Genomic DNA, 17,851 nt, shown 5'->3' with positions numbered 1-17,851 from the left:
CTGCCACCGGCTCCACCAGAAAATAATGTCATCCTTACATGACTTCTCCAGCTCTCAAAAAGTCCATGGTTGAAAGTCTAAGAAAGAGTGAGAAAACAAGAGAATTTATTAATTTATAGTGGGAGGTAATGGATATGTGTCAAGGAGGCGCGCACCATCATCATCATTGGGAAACACCTGCACGGGAGGCTTTGCAGCGTCCCATGCGGTTCGGCATCGGGGGGCCCGTAGGCTCCGGGAAGACGGCCCTCGTCGAACGGCTGGCCCGGTCGCTGAATCATAAGTACAGCATCGCGGTGATTACGAATGATATTTACACGAAGGAAGACGCGGCCATCCTGATCCGTTCCAAGGCGCTGCCGGCTGAGCGCATTATCGGCGTGGAGACGGGCGGCTGCCCGCACACCGCCATCCGCGAGGATGCCTCGATGAATTTCGAGGCGATCGAGGAGCTGGAGCAGCGCTTCGAGAAGCTGGACATCATCTTTATCGAGAGCGGCGGCGACAATCTGGCGGCGGCTTTCAGCCCCGAGCTGGTGGATCGCTTCATCTATATTATCGATGTGGCGCAGGGCGAGAAGATCCCCCGCAAGGGTGGTCCGGGCATTATGCGGTCGGATATGCTCATCATCAATAAAATCGATCTCGCACCTCACGTCGGGGCTTCGCTCAAGGTGATGGAAGAGGATACGGTGAGGATGCGCGGCGATAAGCCTTTCGTCTTCTCCAATCTGTTCAACGGCGACGGGCTGGCTCCGATTGTCGAATGGATCGAGCACGAATACAGCCATGCCTGATGTCGTCGGCAGGGTCTCCGCCTCCTTCGATGTCACAGGAGGCTTGACCCGGATGCGCAGCCATCATCATGCCTATCCCTTGAAAATCGCGAAGACCTTTCGCTTCCCACAGCAGCAATTGGGCGTGTATGTGATGGATGCCTCTCCAGGGATGATGGCGGGCGACCGGTACGAGCTGGATTGGGAGTTCGGGGAAGGCAGCTGCGCCTATGTGACGAACCAGTCTTATACCAAGGTGCATCCTCCGCGTGCACCTGGTTCTGATATTGCCGAACTGAGTGTGCAGAACCAGTCTTTTCGCCTCGCTGCTGGGGCTTATGTCGAGTATATGCCGGAGCCAGTCATGCTGTACCGCGATGCTGGACTGTGGAGCCGGACGGAGGTGCGTCTCGGGAGCGGGGCATCCTTCCTGTCCGGGGAAATCTTATGTCCCGGACGTACCTACCGCGGAGAGCAATTCGGCTTTCGCCTGTACCGCAATCGGCTCGCCGTGTACGAAGAGGATGAGCTGATATATTACAACCAGCAGCGAGTGGAGCCGGACCATGGCGCTCCCCAGACGATCGGCCGCTGGGGGAGTCTGACGCATGCGGGCTCGCTGCTGCTGTTCTCGGAGCGGGCGGATGCTCCGTTAGCGGAAGCGCTCCGGGGGCATCTGGAGGAGTGTTTCACCGCACGCGGCGAGCTGTCCTTCGGCATTAGCCTGACAGCTAAGCACGGCCTCGTGCTGAATGCCTTGGGCGGAGGCGTGCTTGATCTTCAGCGCTTGCTTCATCAGGCTTGGAGCTTCGTGCGGAGCGAGCTATTCGGTCTGACGGTGTGGACGCCACCCAAGTGAGAGGATGCCGCTCGGCTATTCAGCACTTGTCCGGCAACAGCTAACTGAACTCCCTCATATGGTACTCAACGGCCCCCGAGCTCTTCCGTCAGGAAGACCTCGGGGGTTTCGACAATATTTTGAACTCTGTTCCCCCTTTATTGTCAAACGAACAGCGGGTTGTTATGATAAAGGAGCATGAGAAGCAAGTGAAGAACATCACATGCTTCGCAAATGTTAGTCACGCATCCGGATGAGACATCAACTGGCTGAGGCTCATTTGGGACTGTGCTCGTCACGACTTCGGGCACTAATATGTTGGACCGCGATATGGATGCGAAGATGGAGTGTACACGGAACTGCGCTCGTCAGCGGGATCATCTCGCCGCAGACGGTGTTGAGGTACGGCATTGCGCTGGGGATAGCCGGGCTTTCGGTACTCTGGCTTCTCGTACAAAGTCCGCTCGCGACGCTGCTCAGTCTGATCGGGCTGTTTACTTATGTCTGGCTACTGCTGTTCATCATCCTGTTGATCAGCCACAACGTAACAGCTTCAAGAGGGCCTGACATAAGGCAAAGGCAATCACCTACAATCCCGCGGTGTGCTCCGGCGCCCCGGGATTTATTTTTGGGAGAAAAAGAATCGAAGAGGGGGATGAATATGCCAAACAATGCGTTTAAAATCGTAGTCATGGTGCTGCTGGTCGGTCTGATCGGCACATTCAGCTACATGCTGCTGCAGGGCCAGTCGAAGGATGAGAAGATGGGGATCTTACAGAAGGCGCCTGACTTCAAGCTGCAAAATCTGGACGGCAAGGAAGTCTCGCTTGCCGATACGGCAGGGAAAGCCAAGCTTGTTTATTTCTTCTTTTCCACTTGCCCGGATGTATGTCCGCCGTCGACCTTTACGTTGTCGAAAATTCAGAATGAATTGATCAAGAAGGGTGTATTCGGTACGGACACGGCGATTATGTCGATTTCATTCGATCCAACCAAGGATACAACGGAACGGCTCAAGGAATTCTCCAGCCGCTATAACCCGGATTACAAGGGCTGGTACTTCCTGCGCGGCGATGAGAAGGAAACGGTCGAGCTGGCGCGCAAATTCGGTGTGCTGGTCGAGAAGGATACGAAGAATGACTCGTGGACCCATAGCAATCTGTTCCTGCTCGTCGACGGTAAGGGCAACTTGCGTACGTATTACAGCGGACACGACGAGAATCTGGACGTACAGAAGGTAGCTGCGGACTTGATCAAGATCAGCAAGGAAAAATAAGCTGCGTGTCCGGCGTTCTCATAGGTACGCCGCGCGCGAAGACGGAGGCTTAACCCGTCATGGGCGTGTTCTCTTACATCCTGCTTAACAATATCATTCCGTTAACGGTCATGATCGCGCTTGGGGTCATCCTATACCGGGCGTTTAAGCTAGACATTCGTACGCTGTCGAAGCTGAATTTCTATCTATTCTCGCCGGCTGTCGTATTCAAGATGCTGTATGAATCTACGCTGTCGCTCGCTGTATTGGGACAAACGATGCTTTTCTTCGTTGTCTACTTCGCGGCTATGTTCATCCTGATGGAGATTGTGATCCGGCTTCGGGGATACAAGGGAGGGATGGTTCCTGCGGTGCGCAACAGCGTTATTTTCTACAATAGCGCGAACTATGCCATTCCGCTGAATCAGCTCGTGTTTGTAGGGGATGCCTTTACGATGTCGATTCAGATCATCATCATGATGATGCAGAGTCTGATTCCTAATACATACGGGATTTACTCCGTGAACAGGACGAAGAGTAACGAGCTGGGCAAGACCTTGCGAACGATCTTCTCGATGCCCGTTATTTATGTCATTCCGATCGCCTTCCTGATGCGCGGGCTCGAAGTGCCTATTCCGGGGCCGATTTACACGCCGATCAATTATATTTCCAATGCTTTTATTGCAACTGCGCTGCTGACGCTTGGCGTACAGCTGGGCAGCATGAAGTGGAAGCTGATGCTCTCCGACGTGATGCTGTCGAACGTGCTGCGCTTATGTGTCGGCCCGGCCGTAGGGTTTGGCATCGTACTGCTGCTCGGCATCCATGGAACGATGGCTCAAGCGCTCGTGTTGTCTTGTGCGGTTCCTACTTCGCTCAGCAGCGTTCTGCTGGCTGTCGAATACGATAATGAACCGGAATTTTCGTCGCAGGTCGTCTTTTCATCGACGATTTTCAGTATATTTACGGTGACGCTCGTTATTTATCTGATGCAGTTCATACGGTGATTCTCTTAGAGGGTCGGGAGAATAGGGGGATACACGATGTATTCCTCCAGCCCGGCCTTTTCCAATTGCTGAATCAGGTATTCATCCGGCGTACCTTCCACTCCCGCATAACCGCGGCGCGTATAGATCTGCTCCGCATCGGGAAACGTGTCGCGCAGAATGGCCCGTATTTTTTTGCCGGAGGAATCATTATCGGTGAACAGGAAGATCTCCCGGTCGTCGATCGCCTTCTTGAGCGCCTCCAGCCTGGCGGTGTTTAGTGAACCATACGTGCAGACGAGTAGTACATCGTCCGTGAGCAGCCGTTTTAATCTGCTTTTGTCATTTTTTCCTTCGACAATGATAGCAACTCCCATATCCGAACCCTCGCAATCCGTCCGATTTTCTATTCATGTAGTTGTAGTATATCCCCTTTTGATGTCTAAACCAATCGGCCATCCTGCTATTTCCCAGGAAATTGTCGAGCTGACACCGGCAGACTTTATGCTCATTGTCGATTGCAAGAACGTGCGCCGTGCCGAAAAGCCCCGCACATCAGCCGATGTGCGGGGCTTTTGCCGGATCGTTCAGCCTTGGACGGCTGTCTGTTCGTCGATCCTTTAGTTAATGAAGTTGGCTCTCTCTAGCAACCGCTTCAGCATGGTGGCGGATTGGGCACGGGTCGCGTCGCTTCGCGCACCCAGCTCGTCCTCCGTCATACCGTCGATGATGCCAGCTTCGATGGCTGTAGCCAGCTCTTGCTTAGCCCATACGATGGAGCCGGAATCCTTGAACTTCGCGAGCAGTGCTTGCTGTTGATCGGCGTTCACGCTCGGCTTAGCCTTGGCGTAGTCCAGTGCACGCACGACCATGGCAGCGAGCTCTTCACGGTTGATGGTGGCGTTCGGACGGAAGGTGCCGTCCTCATAGCCGTCCACCAGCTTGGCTGAGGCTGCGGCACCGACCACGCCTGCGAACCAGTCGCTGGCCGAGACATCCTTGAACGTTCCGCTGCCGGACGGCTCAAGGCCCAACGCACGGACGACCAGTGCTGCGAACTCGGCGCGCGTGATGCTGCGCTCCGGCTGGAACGACGTATCGGTCACCCCATCCACGACCAGCTTGTTGGCGAGCAGCTCGATATTCGTTTGCGCCCAGTGGCCGCTGATATCCGTGAAGCTCTTATTCAGCTTCACGACGGCGTACCAGCTGTTACCGTTACGCTTCAGCACGGCTTCCTTGCCAGAGAATACGGTCGGCACGAAGCTTAGCTTTTTTGTCGAAGGATCGTATCTCACGCCGGTCGATTCGAAGGACTTGGCTTCGTCCGCGAGCGGAAGCGTCCGGCTCACATAGGTGCTGCCGAAATCATGGGCAGCCGTCTCATCGTCCTTGCCGATCCCTACGAGGTTAAAATCGACAGGCTTGGCGAGAACCGTCCCGCCGAGCGCTTGGGCCGCTTCGCTGACGGCAGCCGCCGTAGCTTCATCCGCCGCCTGAATGGTCGCCTTCAGCTTCAGATCGGTGACCGTAGTCGACAGCTTGGAGGCCAAGTCGCTGAGACGAAGTGCAGATAGCGGAAGCACGTATGTTCCGTTGTCATTGCTAATTTTCAGCACTTTCTTGTCATTCGACAGGAAGGTTTCCAGACCTTGAGCCGGGATTGTGACGGTATCCCCGCTAAGTGTCAGGATCACGGTGTCATATTTCTCGAAGGAATTTTTCAATTGCTCGGCATTGACGGTGCCGTCCGTGCCGACACTGATGGTTTCAGAGGCGTTCGTGGACGGGCCTCCGCCCCCGCCGCCTCCACCGCCGCCGCTCGAGCCTTCGTCGGAGTCATAGGTTTGGTACACGGTCTGGTATACCGCTTCATTGACGCCGGTGAATTTGGTTCCGACCGGTCCATGCAGGCGAATCTTATCGTATACGCCCAGACCAGTAACGGTGAAGTTGTACTTGTACACGCCGTCTGCATAGACGCTGTACGTAGCGGTAGCGACTCCAATCTGATTGCCATTCGCATCATAGGCATAGACGGAGGGGGCTACTTCGCTGTACACATCGGAATATACGCTGCCGGTCACGGTGCCGTTGTTGAAAGTAACCGTAAAGCCGTTGGCCGCAAAGGCCAGAACCGGCATGAGGATGGACAGCAGCATCATGAGAACGGTGGTTTGAGCCGTCTTCTGCAGGACAGAAAACTTCATCTACGGTTCACTCCTTATCTGCTTCTACTAGTGCGATGAAATCGATGATACCTACAAGGCCTGGCCTGCTGATCGGTTCACCTCCTTGCCTGCAAGATTAGGGCCACCGGACTAGCGGCAGTCTGTTGATCCATTACCCGGCTTCAAGCATGCCGAAACACGGCGGCTCCTTATCTAAACGTTTATACGAGGGGCAGTGTTGCCCGGATCGGCTGAATTTGACCGAAGGTCCCGGGAAAATAAGACACACGTCATATAAATTCTCCGGTCTGTTCCGCAAAAAAACGCCCGTTTCGGGGCGTTTTATGTGCCAGACGACTCATCAGGCAGGGAGAAGGCTGAACGGCTGGCGGACTAGGACCTTGAACATCGTTTCTGTCGTAAAACAGTCGTTTATTACCCGTTCCGAGTACCCTACATGACGGGAGCAGCCCTCCGAACGCCCCCTTTTACGAGGCTCGGGCTGGCGAGAGAATGGAGCGGAAGGGAAGGATGGCCAGAGCGGTCATCAGGAACAGAAACGCGATAAAGTAAGGCGACATTTCCCCGCGCACATGCCCCGCGACGATCGGACCGATAAAGGCTCCGATGGAGTAGGCAATAGACAGAATGGAGAAGGTTCTGCCGTATCGGTTAGAGTTCGTATTGGCCGCCAGATACGAAGCGATCGCCGGGAAAATGACCCCTTTGGTCATGCCGATCATAAATAACGAGGCGAACATAGGCAGCGCCCAGCGGATAGACATGCCGAAGAAGATGAAGGCTAGGGCCAGACTGCCGAGCGTGATCCGCCACGCCGCCGACATGCGGTTAAGAAACAGCATGCTCAAGGTGACGAGAGAGCCCAGGCTGACCAGGGAAAAGAAAATCCCGGAGGTCATAATGGAGCTATGCGTCTCCTGCATCAAGGGCAGCTCGAAGAACAGAATGCCCTGGGAGCAGGATAACGCCAGCGGCACGCAGAAGAAGAGCCAAGGAATAGACCCGGAGCCTCCGGGTTGTCCCACAGATGCTGGGGTATCGTGCAGAGGTTGTCCCTCCGTCCGTTCCGCTTCCATAAGCTCGCGCGGTTCTTTCACGAAAATCCAGGCCAGCACGCCGGTAACCATCAGCCCCCAGCCCAGATAGACAAAGGATTGCTCGAAGCCGAGCGTGGCTACCAGATAGGCGCCTGCTGCCGGACTCAGCACGGAGGCTAGCGTATGAACCATGCCGTTGCCGGACATCAGCTTACCCTGATGAACACGGTCTCTGGCGATTTTGGCGAGCATGGACAAGCAGGCTGGCGAGAGAAAAGCCAGCACAAAACCGCTGATGGAGCGGATGACCAGGAGCTGCCAGGGGTCGGTAACACGGGACTGGAGAAGCAGCAGCGCTCCTGCTACAATCAGGCTGAAGAGAATGAACTTCTTGCTGCCGTAGCGGTCTACTCCGTATCCGGCTATCAGATTTCCAGGCAGATGGGTAATGGAGTAAACGCCAAGAATCAGGCCGATGAAAGAAGGAGCAGCGCCCAGCGAGACGGCGAAAGGCGTCAGGATCGGATACTGCGCGTGCAGATCGAAGATAGCGACGAACATGAACAGGTACAGCCAAACAGCGGTTTTCAATCCAATCACCCCAGTTTATCTTTATGCGAGCGGTTGTCCGCACTTCCGTTCTTTCTACGTGTACGTCAGTCATGCCCAACTTAGTACAACTATTCGCTGATGCAATGATCAGGTACGTGAATGGTAAGCGGCTCTAACGATTAGGCTCACTAACGGCTACCGGCGCAACCCGCGGGCTGCTTGGACGTAAAACATCATACGCGACGCGCGTGGGGAGGTTGAGAAGATTGAATTCGCTGGTCATTATCGTGCTGTTCGCCATACTCGCGTTATCTGTATTTCGCCTGATCCGGCTGCGGCGGAGCTTGAAGCGCCTTGACAGGTCCGCAGACATCCAGGAACGGCTCGCGGAGCTCCGCAAAAAAAGAGATGAAGAATAATCGCCCTATGTTGTATGATGAACGGGGCGGACAGCATAGCCGGACAACGAAAGGTAATAAGGGGGATCTACGTGGACTTTTTGATGGAATTTATCCAGGACCGCTGGTTTGTGATCGTAGGCGCGGTGATCGTCTTGTTCTTAGTCATCAAGCTGGTGAAGACGGTCGTGAAGTGGGTGCTGATCATAGCCTTGCTCGCTGCGCTTTATTATTATGGGGCGAGCTATAAGGATCAATTGCTGGAGCTGGGAGCGACAGTAGGAGCGCAGGCCGCTGCCGAAGTGAAGAATCAGGTGGTTAAGGCATTCAGTGACGAGATCAAGGAAGCGACATACAAGCAGAATCCGGATGGTTCCTTCACCGTCATGACTAAAAGTGTCAGATTGGACGGCAAGCCGGGAGAAAGCGACATCAAGGTGACGTTTATGAACAACAGCTTTACGGTCAAAATGGATGATGTGATGAAGGCGCTGGTGGATCAGGCCAAAAAGAACGCAGGTATTCAATAGCCGGAGGAGCAGATTTTCTCAGGCACGGTTGCCGGAAGAGGGGGAGAGGGAATGAACGTTGCGGATTTCTGGAATCAGTCACAAGCATGGAATGTGGTTACGATTGTTATAGCGGGAGCGTTTCTCATTTCCGTTGTGCAGGGCTTGCGGCGCGGCGCTTCCTCCTCGGCCAGGCATCTGGGGCTTATGTTCACCGAAGGCTTGGTTACGCTAGTCAGCCTGCTGCTCGCCTGGCAGCTCTCGAATTGGCTGTCGCCCAAGGTGCAGTCGTGGCTGGTCGGGCTGAATCTCAAGATCCCTTCGGAGGATCTGGGGACCTGGGAGCAGTTTTACTATACCGGGGTCACGGCTGTGCGCGATTTCTCGCTGCTTCGCTACAGTGTGCTGTTCGTACTCGGCTACGGGGTGGTCAAGCAATTGGTATACAGGCTGCTTGACCCGGTGGTGGACGGATGGCTGGGCAGGCGTGCAGAAGGGGCGGGCGTCCCTACGCGTGGTACTCCGTCCATCGTCAGCAGTGTGCTGGGGGGCTTGATCGGCGGGGTAACGGGACTTGGGCGGGGCCTGGTGATGATCGCGCTGCTCTTTATCTTCACCACCTTATTTCCCCAGACGCCTGTAGCCAGCTATATACAGGCCTCCACGCTTTATCAGACGGGGGCGAGAGGGGTCATCCAGCCGGTCACCGGAGGATTTCTGGAAAGCCAGCTTCCGGTATTTACGAGAGCGGTCGAGCAGGAATTCAGCAATATTCTCCAGCGCAAGTATGAGGTGCTGGATGCCCGGATTCCGCAGGATGTGGCCCAGGCGGCCAAGCAGGTAACCGCCAAAGCCAAAACCGACGAAGAGAAGGCCCGCCTGCTCTACCGCTGGGTCGGCACACGTATTCAGTATGATTGGGACAAGGTCGAGCAGTATGAAACCAGGCGCATCTGGAAGGAACAGACCCCGGAGGATACGTTCCTCACCAAGCAGGGGGTGTGCATCGATTTCTCCAGACTGTACGCAGTCATGGCGCGCTCCGTCGGTCTGGATGTGAAGGTCGTGACGGGCCTGGGGTATGACGGCAGGGGAGGCTACGGGCCCCATGCTTGGAATGAAGTGTATATAGCGGATGAATCGACCTGGGTGCCACTCGACTCCACCTGGGTCGCGAGTGGTGGCAACTGGTTTAATCCTCCGGGCTTCAACGAAACACATATCAAGGACGCCTAGGCGCGGCCCGCCGAATATCCTTTATTCCGGATTTCGGCTTTTTCCTGCGTTCGGAATTTGTGGTAAACTGAATAAAACAAATGGCAATCGCGGTGTTCCCAGGGGTCATCGCTCAGGTTGCAGGTAAAGGCAGGTTTTCAGCGTTGAGAAAAGAACTTTCGGCCTATAAAGCTATTTATTTCGATGTCGGAGATACGCTGTTGACGATTCCGGCTGCTCGGGTCATTCTGCAGCAGCAGCTGGCTGCCCGGGCGTTCCATCGCGAAGAGGAGCATATCGGTGAACTTTTTACCGAGGCTTTTCGTCTACTGTATTACGGCAAGCAATTAGGGGACTTTGAGGCCTGCACGCCGGAGTCTGACCGGAGCTTTTGGATGCAGGTCTATCACTATATTTTGCAGAAGCTTGGGGTAGAGAGCGAGAATTGGACGGAGGAGCAGATCCACGCTTGCTGTCATGAGCTGTATGATCTGTTTACGGCGCCTGAGCAGTACTCGCTGTTTGAGGATGTGAAGGAGACACTGGCTGAGTTGAAGCGGCGGGGCTATGCGCTCGGCATTATTTCCAACTTTGCTCCGACCTTGAAGTCGATCTTGGAGCATAAGGGAATCCTGTCTTATTTCGATCCTGTTATTGTATCCACGGAGGTAGGTCTGGAGAAGCCGGACCCGGCGATATTCCAGCTGGCGCTGGAGACGGGCGGGCTGGCTGCGGAGGACGTGCTGTACGTAGGCGATCATGACCGCAATGACATCTGGGCCCCGGCGCAAGTGGGCATCAATGCGGTTAAGATCAAACGCTACGATTATCATGATGGCGAAGGTATACACTCGCTGAAGGAACTGCTCTAGCTCCGGGAGTGCTTCCTTCCAACGAAAGGAGCCGCATAGGCACACATGAAGAAGTCGATCGGAATGGAAGACCACTCCAAGCAGGAGGCGGGCAAACGGCGTAATTTTACGTTTCGTATTAATATCTTTTTCTTTGTTACGTTCTTCCTGTTCTCGGTGCTGATCGTACAGCTTGCCAATCTCCAATTCGTCAAGGGTAAGGAGCTGCTCGATGAGAAAACAAAACTGAACAGCATGGCCAATCCGATTCCTCCGATTCGGGGCAATATTTTCGATAGGGAAAGTGTTCCCCTGGCCTATACGGTGCCTGTGCAGTCGCTGTACTTCCGCATCGAGCAGCAGCAGCCCAAGGATGAGGTCATCGTGCTGGCGAATAAGCTGGCCAAAACCTTTGCTGATTATGGGCGGGATGGAGAGCCCCCGTTGACGGCGGAGGAGATTATCAAGGAAATGGACGTAGGCTATGATCTGAACGGAGCCGACACGGAGAAGAGACCTAGCTACAACTCGGTCCCGCGGCGGATTAAGACTGACTTGTCCAATAACGAGATGGCTTATATTCTGGAGCATCGCGATGAGCTGAAGTGGATTGAGATTTCGGAGGAAAGCATCCGTACTTATGATCCTACCAAGCCGGTCGCCGTCCAGCTCGTTGGATATATGCGCCCGTATTCCCAGGCGAGGGAGTCTAAGAACGGCCTAGCCTTCTATCAGGACAAAACCAATACGAGTGGCTACATGGATACGGAATATGTAGGCTATGACGGCATTGAGTTCATGTACCAGAAGGAGCTCCGGGGAACGAACGGAACCAAGACGTATCCGGTCAACGCCCTGAATAAAATCATCGGGCAGGCCGAAGTGACTCCTCCGAGCAAGGGTAACAATCTGTATTTGACGATCAATAAAGATATTCAGACCATTACGGAGAAAGCGATCACGGATCATCTGGCCTATCTGAAAAGCCCGGCTGTACGCAACGACCCTTATGTCGGACGGGGCAAAAATGCGGTAGCCGGCTATGCGGTGGCGATGGAGGTCGAAACCGGCAAGGTAGTGGCTATGGCCAGCATGCCGGATTACGATCCTAAGGTATGGGCAGGCGGGATCAAGACGAACGCCCAGTACTTGGAGATTCAGCCTTTCATCAACAACGGTACGATCACGACCGCTTATCCGAACTATCCGACGGCGGAAGAACGCAACCGGCACCCGACTTCGATCGTGTACGTAGGCTCCGTTATCAAGCCGCTGTCCGTGCTGATCGGGCTGAAGGAAGGACTGTTCGGGGTCGGCACCAGATACAACGACACGGGAACCTTCTACTACGGCAAGGATAACAATGCTAAGCTGTCCAACTCCGACGGCAAAGTGAACGGGTATATCGATGCAACAGAAGCTATTAGAGTTTCGTCCAATACGTTCATGTCGGCGATGATCGGCTATGAGCTTCACCGTCAAAAGGGAGAAAAAGCGGCCGAGATCTGGGATTCCTACATGGCGAAGTTCGGCATGGGCGTCCTGACGGAAACCGGTCTGCGTAACGAATCTCCCGGAATCAGCGAGTATCTGACCAATAAGAAGGAGTCCCTGCAGCAGCGGATGGTGTTCGCTTCCTGGGGACAGAACGAGAAGTACACCACGATGCAGCTTGCTCAGTACGCCACTACGCTTGCGACACGGGGCGAACGGTTGAAGCCGCTGCTGGTGGATAAAATTCAGACCTACAATGGTGATCCGGTCCAAGCGTTCAACGATAAGGTCGTGCTGGATAAGACGGAATTCCCCAAGGAATACTGGGATGCGATCTTCAAGGGAATGGCCCAGGTTAAAGTCAGTGGCTTTGAAGATTTCAAGTACACGCTCGCGCGGAAGACGGGGACGTCGACCCAGCGGGTTGCCGGCAACAAAGAGGTCGATAACGCGGTGTTCATCGCGTTTGCCCCTATGGATAAGCCCAAGCTTGCCGTGGCGGTCGTCGTTCCGGAGGGCGGCTATGGCGCTTACGGTGCCGCGCCGATTGCCCGCAAAATCTTTGACGCCTACGACTATTATTACGGACTGGACGGCGTGCCGAAGAAGTCGGCAGATGCTTCCGGCCAGGGACCAGATGGTGCAGCAGGCTCCGCGGGAAACAAACAGCGCTAGTCGCAGACACACTGCTTGATGTCAGGTGAATCGAATAGTTGACTAGGAGCCTCCCGAGGGAGGCTCCTAGTCTATACAGGCCAGCCGAAGATGTTTCGGCTGGCCTTTTTGCGCTGATGGTTGCTAGTAGTTGGGGGATTATGCCCGAGACGAGCAGCAGAAAAACAAGTCTCACAAATTAAAAGTTGCACTAAGGAAAATTTATTGTATATAATAAACTTAAAGTCATAAGGGAAAGAAAGGTTGTCATGTCCAACAATTGAGGTCTTAGACAACTTTTAGACACCATATAAATGACCAGTACATATATCTGGTTAGAAGGGGAGAGAGGGTATTGAAAGTGAACAAAGGAAGACGGCTGCCTGCATCGATGAGGCGCTTGATGATGACGATGTTGTTTCTAAGTTTTGCAGTGGGAGCTGCTGCTTGCGGCGGGGGAGCGAAGACGACTGGCGCGGACGCGGAAGGCAAGATTAAAATCACGACGACCATCGGGATGATCGCAGATATTACCGAGCAGGTAGGCGGCGAGCATGTGAAGGTGACGGCTCTGATGAAGCCTGGCGTCGATCCGCACTTGTACAAAGCATCCCAAGGCGATGTCCGGAAGCTGGAGGAGGCTGAGCTGATTCTGTATGGCGGTCTTCATCTGGAAGGCAAGATGACGGATATCTTTGAGAATATGGCAAAGCAGAAGACGACGGTTGCCGTGACCCGGGACATTCCTGAGTCGCAGCTGCTGCTGGTCGATGACGGCTCCGGCACGCATGATCCGCATGTATGGTTCGATGTCAAACTGTGGACCAGGGCGACCGAGACAGTACAGGAGGCGTTGTCCAAGCACGATGCCGCTCATGCCGCCGAATACAAGCAGAACGCTGATGCTTACATCGCCAAGCTGCGGGAGCTCGATCAATACGCTGCCAGGCAGATCGCTTCGATCCCGGAGGGACAGCGGGTGCTGGTGACGGCTCATGACGCATTCGGGTACTTCGGAAAAGCCTACGGCATCAAGGTTATGGGGCTTCAGGGCATAAGCACAGCCTCCGAGTACGGCTCCAAGGATGTAAGCACGCTGCGCGATTACTTGGTAGCCAATAAAATCAAGGCAGTGTTTGTGGAATCAAGCGTACCCAAGAAATCCATCGAAGCCGTTATCCAGGGGGCTGCGAAGCAGGGGCACGAGGTGAAGATCGGCGGAGAGCTGTTCTCCGACGCCATGGGTCCAGCTGGCACGCCCGAGGGCACTTATATCGGCATGGTCAGACATAATGTCGATACGATTGTGAAGGCATTGAAATAACGAGAAGCGCAAGGAGTGAAGGGCATGTCAGAGCAGAATACGCCTTTACAGATAGAAGGGTTGACCGTCGCTTATCAGAAGAAACCGGTGCTGCGCGATATTTCGCTGACGATCCCCGAGGGCAAACTGATCGGGATTATCGGACCCAACGGGGCCGGCAAGTCGACGCTGATCAAGGCGACGCTCGGGCTTATTCCGAAGGTGACGGGCAGCGTCTCGATATTCGGCCGTCCGTATCAGGAGCAGCGGAAGCTGATCGGGTATGTGCCGCAGCGCGAGTCCGTCGACTGGGATTTTCCGACGAGTGCTCTGGATGTGGTCATGATGGGCCGCTACGGGCATCTGGGCTGGTTCAAGCGTCCCGGTGTGCGGGAGCGGGAGTACGCACTGGACTGTCTGGAGAAGGTCGGCATGGCCGACTTCGCAGGACGTCAGATCAGCCAACTGTCCGGGGGGCAGCAGCAGCGCATTTTCCTCGCGAGGGCACTCGCTCAGGACGCCAGATTGTACTTCATGGATGAACCGTTCGTCGGTGTGGACGCCGCGACCGAGAAGGCGATTGTGACCCTGCTGAATGAATTGAAGAAGCAAGGCAAGACGGTACTCGTCGTCCATCACGATCTGGCGACCGTCAAAGAATATTTCGATTGGATCATTCTGCTTAATGTCGAGCTGATGGGGATCGGCCCGACCGCAGAATGGTTCACACGGGAGCATCTACAGAAGACTTACGGCGGACGGCTGACGCTGCTTCAGCAGGATGAAGAAGCCGTAATCGTCAGTTCGAGGTGAGTGGAATGTTTGATTATTTCATCCAATTGCTAAGCGATCCGAATGCCCAATGGATTCTGCTCGGCAGCATGCTGCTCGGTCTCAGCAGCGGGGTACTCGGCAGCTTCGCTTATCTGCGCAAGCAGAGCCTGATGGGTGACGCACTGGCTCATGCGGCGCTGCCCGGTGTGTGCATCGCCTTTATGCTGACCGGCTCCAAATCGATTTTCTTCTTCCTGATCGGGGCAGCGGCAGCGGGGCTGATCGCGACCTTCGGGATCGGGTACGTGACCCGGAATTCGCGGATCAAGCAGGACTCTGCGCTAGGGATCGTACTGTCGGTGTTCTTCGGCATCGGGATCGTGCTGCTCACCAAGATTCAGCATGGAGGCAGCGGCAATCAGAGCGGACTCGACAAGTTTCTGTTCGGGCAGGCTGCGTCGATGGTGCTGACGGATGTGATCACGATGGCCGTCGTCGCCCTGCTGCTGGTGCTGATCTGCGCACTGCTTTTCAAGGAGTTCAAGCTGCTCAGCTTTGACGCCGGCTTTGCCAAAGGCATCGGGCTGCCGGTAGCGGCACTCGACCAGTTTATGATGTTCCTGATCGTGGTGGCTGTCGTCGTGGGGATTCAGGCTGTCGGGGTCGTTCTGATGTCCGCTCTGCTCATTACGCCGGCTGTATCCGCCCGGTACTGGACGGAGAAGCTGGGCGTGATGGTCGTGCTGTCCGGCATATTCGGAGCTATCAGCGGGTTTGTCGGCACCTTCATCAGCGGTCTGGGCAGCAACCTGCCGACCGGTCCGCTCAGCGTTCTGGCGGCGACGGCACTGTTCGTCTTCTCCGTGCTGTTCGCGCCAAGGCGCGGGCTGGCTGCCAAGCTGCTCGAGCGTATTGCCGTTAAGCGAAGCGTACTCAGTGAGCTGGAGGTTCATCAGCAGCGGGTTGTTATTCATTCCCGCTCGACCCAGAGCGCGCGCGAGGAGGGTCAGCTATGAATGATTTCTGGATTATCTTGACCGCTTCGCTCGTCGCTTGCTCATGCGCGCTGCTCGGCTGCTTCCTGGTCCTCCGGAAGATGGCCATGATCGGCGATGCCATCAGCCACTCGGTGCTGCCAGGCATCGTGATTGCCTTCCTGCTCAGTGGCTCCCGGGACTCACTCTTTATGATGCTGGGCGCTTCCGTCGTCGGACTGATTACCGTCTTCCTGATCCAATGGTTTAATCAGAGCGGGGTGCAATCGGATGCATCAATCGGCGTCGTGTTTACGGCTTTGTTCGCGCTGGGCGTCGTGCTGGTCAGTCTATTTACCCGCCAGGTGGATCTGGATCTGGACTGTGTGCTGTATGGAGAGATCATCCAGGTGCCGTGGGACCGAATCGAGGCCTTCGGGGTGGATATCGGGCCTAAGGCGGTATGGGGGCTGGGACTTGTCCTGACCGTCAGCCTGATCGTGCTGGGCTTGTTCTACAAGCAGTTCAAGCTGTGCGCCTTCGATCCGGCGATGGCGGCTGCGATCGGCATACCAGTCGCTTTCTTCCATTATCTCCTGATGGGCCTCGTGTCCGTGACGACAGTAGCCTCCTTTGAGAGCGTAGGCGCCATTCTGGTCGTAGGCATGCTGGTCGTACCGGCCGCAACGGCCTATCTGCTGACGGAGAGGCTCGGACTCATGATTGTCTACAGCATGGCTATAGGTGTGCTGAGCGCCGTGCTGGGCTACTGGATGGCCGTCGTGCTCGACGCCTCCATCGCAGGCTGCATGATCACGGTAGCCGGTATCCTGTTCGTGGTGGCTTTCCTCTTCTCGCCTACACACGGCATTGTCTGGCGCAAGCTGAAGCTGCGCAAACAGGCGGGAGAATTCGTAACCTGAATGTGATGATGCTATTTCCTAGCCTGAAATCCATGAGACCTGCAATAACCGCATCTGAATTTGATCAGTGGATAGGTACAGCACTTCTATAATGAATTTGACGAATAGCAAAAAGGGGTATGGAAAAACTTCCATACCCCTTTTGAATCTTCAAAATTAATCTGCGCTAGCCGTAATGTGCTCCCACTTGTCATACTCCTCAAGCATGGAATTCAGCTGCGTACGGGCCATCACGAGCCCCATGCTGCCCAGGGCTAGTCTTCTTGGAGCATGGTCAGTGCCGGCAATATCGGCTACGGCTGACATGGCTTTTTCCACGTTGCCATAAGGTGCGGTCTTAGCCAGATCATTATACCAATCATAAATCGGTTGATAGTCTGATATGTCGCTCGTAATTTCCTGAGTATTCCCCTGGAAGCCTGTTTTGAATCCGGCAGGCTCGACAAGCGTAATTTGGATGCCCAGCTCCTTAACTTCAGCCGCCAGACCTTCACTTAGACTTTCAAGGGCTGCTTTAGAGCTACAGTAAACGGACAAGGTTGGCAAGCTTTGCACGCCACCCATGGACGAGATATTAATAATATGGCCCGAGCGATTTTGCCGCATTTGTGGAAGAACGGCTTGGATGGTGCTCATGACACCAAAAACATTGGTTTCATACTGCTGACGCGCTTGGTCCACAGATATTTCTTCAAAAACACCCGCTTGCGCGTAACCGGCATTATTGAGCAATACATCAATTTGTCCATATTGACGGGTTACCGCACCGACAACCTCGTTAATCATTTCAGAATTTGTAATATCTAAGGCCAGGACTTGTACATTGCTATATGGGCTAAATTCAGCGGCAGCTTTCGACGTATCCCGCATGGTAGCGACGACATTCCATGAACGCTTGGCAAATTGCAGAACCAATTCCTTACCGAATCCCGTTGATGTGCCTGTAATTAAAATGGTTTTATTCATGATATTCCCTCCAGATTACGGATTGAGCTTGGCTCATGAATCATCGTAACCCTTAAAGTCGACTTTAAGGCAAGCGGTATTTTTTATAAGTAAAAACGACTGCTGGGAGTCCCTCTGACCCGTTAAACAGGTGTCATGATAAGTTACGCGGGCG

18 protein-coding genes are annotated in these 17,851 nt (G+C 54.6%); 14 read left to right on the top strand and 4 right to left on the bottom strand.

Features of this window, described 5'->3' with window-relative positions:
* Positions 1-134: 134 nt before the first annotated feature.
* The 4 genes from ureG to WMW72_RS31715 all read left to right on the top strand — a co-directional run bounded on the left by ureG (position 135) and on the right by WMW72_RS31715 (position 3,876).
* Positions 135-797, top strand: a complete 663-nt coding sequence (gene ureG / locus WMW72_RS31730) for an urease accessory protein UreG (RefSeq protein ID WP_341419608.1) — start codon at positions 135-137, stop codon at positions 795-797.
* Positions 760-1,635 carry an urease accessory protein UreD gene (locus tag WMW72_RS31725; RefSeq protein WP_341419607.1) on the top strand — a complete coding sequence of 292 codons (876 nt, stop codon included), beginning with the start codon at positions 760-762 and terminating at the stop codon, positions 1,633-1,635. Before ureG ends, WMW72_RS31725 begins: the two co-directional genes overlap by 38 nt.
* A gap of 313 nt (positions 1,636-1,948) precedes the next feature.
* Positions 1,949-2,890 carry an SCO family protein gene (locus WMW72_RS31720; RefSeq protein ID WP_341419606.1) on the top strand — a complete coding sequence of 314 codons (942 nt, stop codon included), beginning with the start codon at positions 1,949-1,951 and terminating at the stop codon, positions 2,888-2,890.
* 59 nt (positions 2,891-2,949) lie between these two features.
* Complete coding sequence (locus WMW72_RS31715; RefSeq protein ID WP_341419605.1) at positions 2,950-3,876, top strand: AEC family transporter; 927 nt, start codon at positions 2,950-2,952, stop codon at positions 3,874-3,876.
* Positions 3,877-3,881: 5 nt separating this feature from the next.
* Here WMW72_RS31715 and WMW72_RS31710 read toward each other — a convergent pair whose 3' ends face one another.
* Positions 3,882-4,232, bottom strand: coding sequence for a ribonuclease M5 (locus tag WMW72_RS31710; protein WP_341419604.1), 351 nt, complete (start codon positions 4,230-4,232; stop codon positions 3,882-3,884).
* 61 nt (positions 4,233-4,293) lie between these two features.
* Between WMW72_RS31710 and WMW72_RS31705 the strand changes: the two genes are divergently transcribed.
* Positions 4,294-4,479: a hypothetical protein gene (locus WMW72_RS31705; RefSeq protein ID WP_341419603.1), complete on the top strand. Its 186-nt coding sequence runs from the start codon at positions 4,294-4,296 to the stop codon at positions 4,477-4,479.
* Here the strand turns inward: WMW72_RS31705 and WMW72_RS31700 are convergent.
* Together WMW72_RS31700 and WMW72_RS31695 are read right to left on the bottom strand one after the other, a co-directional pair.
* Entirely contained in the window at positions 4,476-6,065 is a 1,590-nt protein-coding gene (locus WMW72_RS31700) for an S-layer homology domain-containing protein (RefSeq protein WP_341419602.1), read from the bottom strand. The two genes, WMW72_RS31705 and WMW72_RS31700, sit on opposite strands and share 4 nt — an antisense overlap.
* Positions 6,066-6,514: 449 nt before the next feature.
* Complete coding sequence (locus tag WMW72_RS31695; RefSeq protein ID WP_341419601.1) at positions 6,515-7,675, bottom strand: MFS transporter; 1,161 nt, start codon at positions 7,673-7,675, stop codon at positions 6,515-6,517.
* Between the two features lie 227 nt (positions 7,676-7,902).
* Here WMW72_RS31695 and WMW72_RS31690 point away from each other — a divergent pair, with 227 nt between their 5' ends.
* The 9 genes from WMW72_RS31690 (at position 7,903) to WMW72_RS31650 (ending at position 16,731) form a co-directional block, all read left to right on the top strand.
* A complete protein-coding gene (locus tag WMW72_RS31690) occupies positions 7,903-8,055 on the top strand; it encodes a hypothetical protein (protein WP_341419600.1) in 153 nt (50 codons plus the stop codon).
* A gap of 71 nt (positions 8,056-8,126) precedes the next feature.
* Positions 8,127-8,564 (top strand): hypothetical protein, encoded by a 438-nt coding sequence (locus WMW72_RS31685; protein WP_341419599.1) that lies wholly within the window; start codon positions 8,127-8,129, stop codon positions 8,562-8,564.
* 51 nt (positions 8,565-8,615) lie between these two features.
* The gene (locus tag WMW72_RS31680) at positions 8,616-9,779 is read left to right on the top strand and encodes a transglutaminase domain-containing protein (RefSeq protein ID WP_341419598.1); all 1,164 of its coding nucleotides are present in this window, start codon (positions 8,616-8,618) and stop codon (positions 9,777-9,779) included.
* A gap of 143 nt (positions 9,780-9,922) precedes the next feature.
* Positions 9,923-10,630 (top strand): HAD-IA family hydrolase, encoded by a 708-nt coding sequence (locus WMW72_RS31675; protein WP_341419597.1) that lies wholly within the window; start codon positions 9,923-9,925, stop codon positions 10,628-10,630.
* 45 nt (positions 10,631-10,675) lie between these two features.
* Positions 10,676-12,778, top strand: coding sequence for a peptidoglycan D,D-transpeptidase FtsI family protein (locus WMW72_RS31670; RefSeq protein WP_341419596.1), 2,103 nt, complete (start codon positions 10,676-10,678; stop codon positions 12,776-12,778).
* A 370-nt stretch (positions 12,779-13,148) separates the two neighbouring features.
* Positions 13,149-14,081: a metal ABC transporter solute-binding protein, Zn/Mn family gene (locus WMW72_RS31665; protein ID WP_341419611.1), complete on the top strand. Its 933-nt coding sequence runs from the start codon at positions 13,149-13,151 to the stop codon at positions 14,079-14,081.
* A 24-nt stretch (positions 14,082-14,105) separates the two neighbouring features.
* Positions 14,106-14,873: a metal ABC transporter ATP-binding protein gene (locus tag WMW72_RS31660; protein WP_341419595.1), complete on the top strand. Its 768-nt coding sequence runs from the start codon at positions 14,106-14,108 to the stop codon at positions 14,871-14,873.
* 5 nt (positions 14,874-14,878) lie between these two features.
* Positions 14,879-15,850: a metal ABC transporter permease gene (locus tag WMW72_RS31655; RefSeq protein ID WP_341419610.1), complete on the top strand. Its 972-nt coding sequence runs from the start codon at positions 14,879-14,881 to the stop codon at positions 15,848-15,850.
* Positions 15,847-16,731, top strand: a complete 885-nt coding sequence (locus WMW72_RS31650) for a metal ABC transporter permease (protein WP_341419594.1) — start codon at positions 15,847-15,849, stop codon at positions 16,729-16,731. Before WMW72_RS31655 ends, WMW72_RS31650 begins: the two co-directional genes overlap by 4 nt.
* Positions 16,732-16,887: 156 nt before the next feature.
* Here WMW72_RS31650 and WMW72_RS31645 read toward each other — a convergent pair whose 3' ends face one another.
* Entirely contained in the window at positions 16,888-17,697 is an 810-nt protein-coding gene (locus WMW72_RS31645) for an SDR family NAD(P)-dependent oxidoreductase (protein ID WP_341419593.1), read from the bottom strand.
* Positions 17,698-17,851: the final 154 nt, after the last annotated feature.

This window comes from Paenibacillus filicis, from assembly GCF_038070315.1.
GTDB lineage: Bacteria > Bacillota > Bacilli > Paenibacillales > NBRC-103111 > Paenibacillus_G > Paenibacillus_G filicis.
Note: the sequence above shows the minus strand (reverse complement) of the source record. Positions and strands in the feature narration are given on the sequence as shown.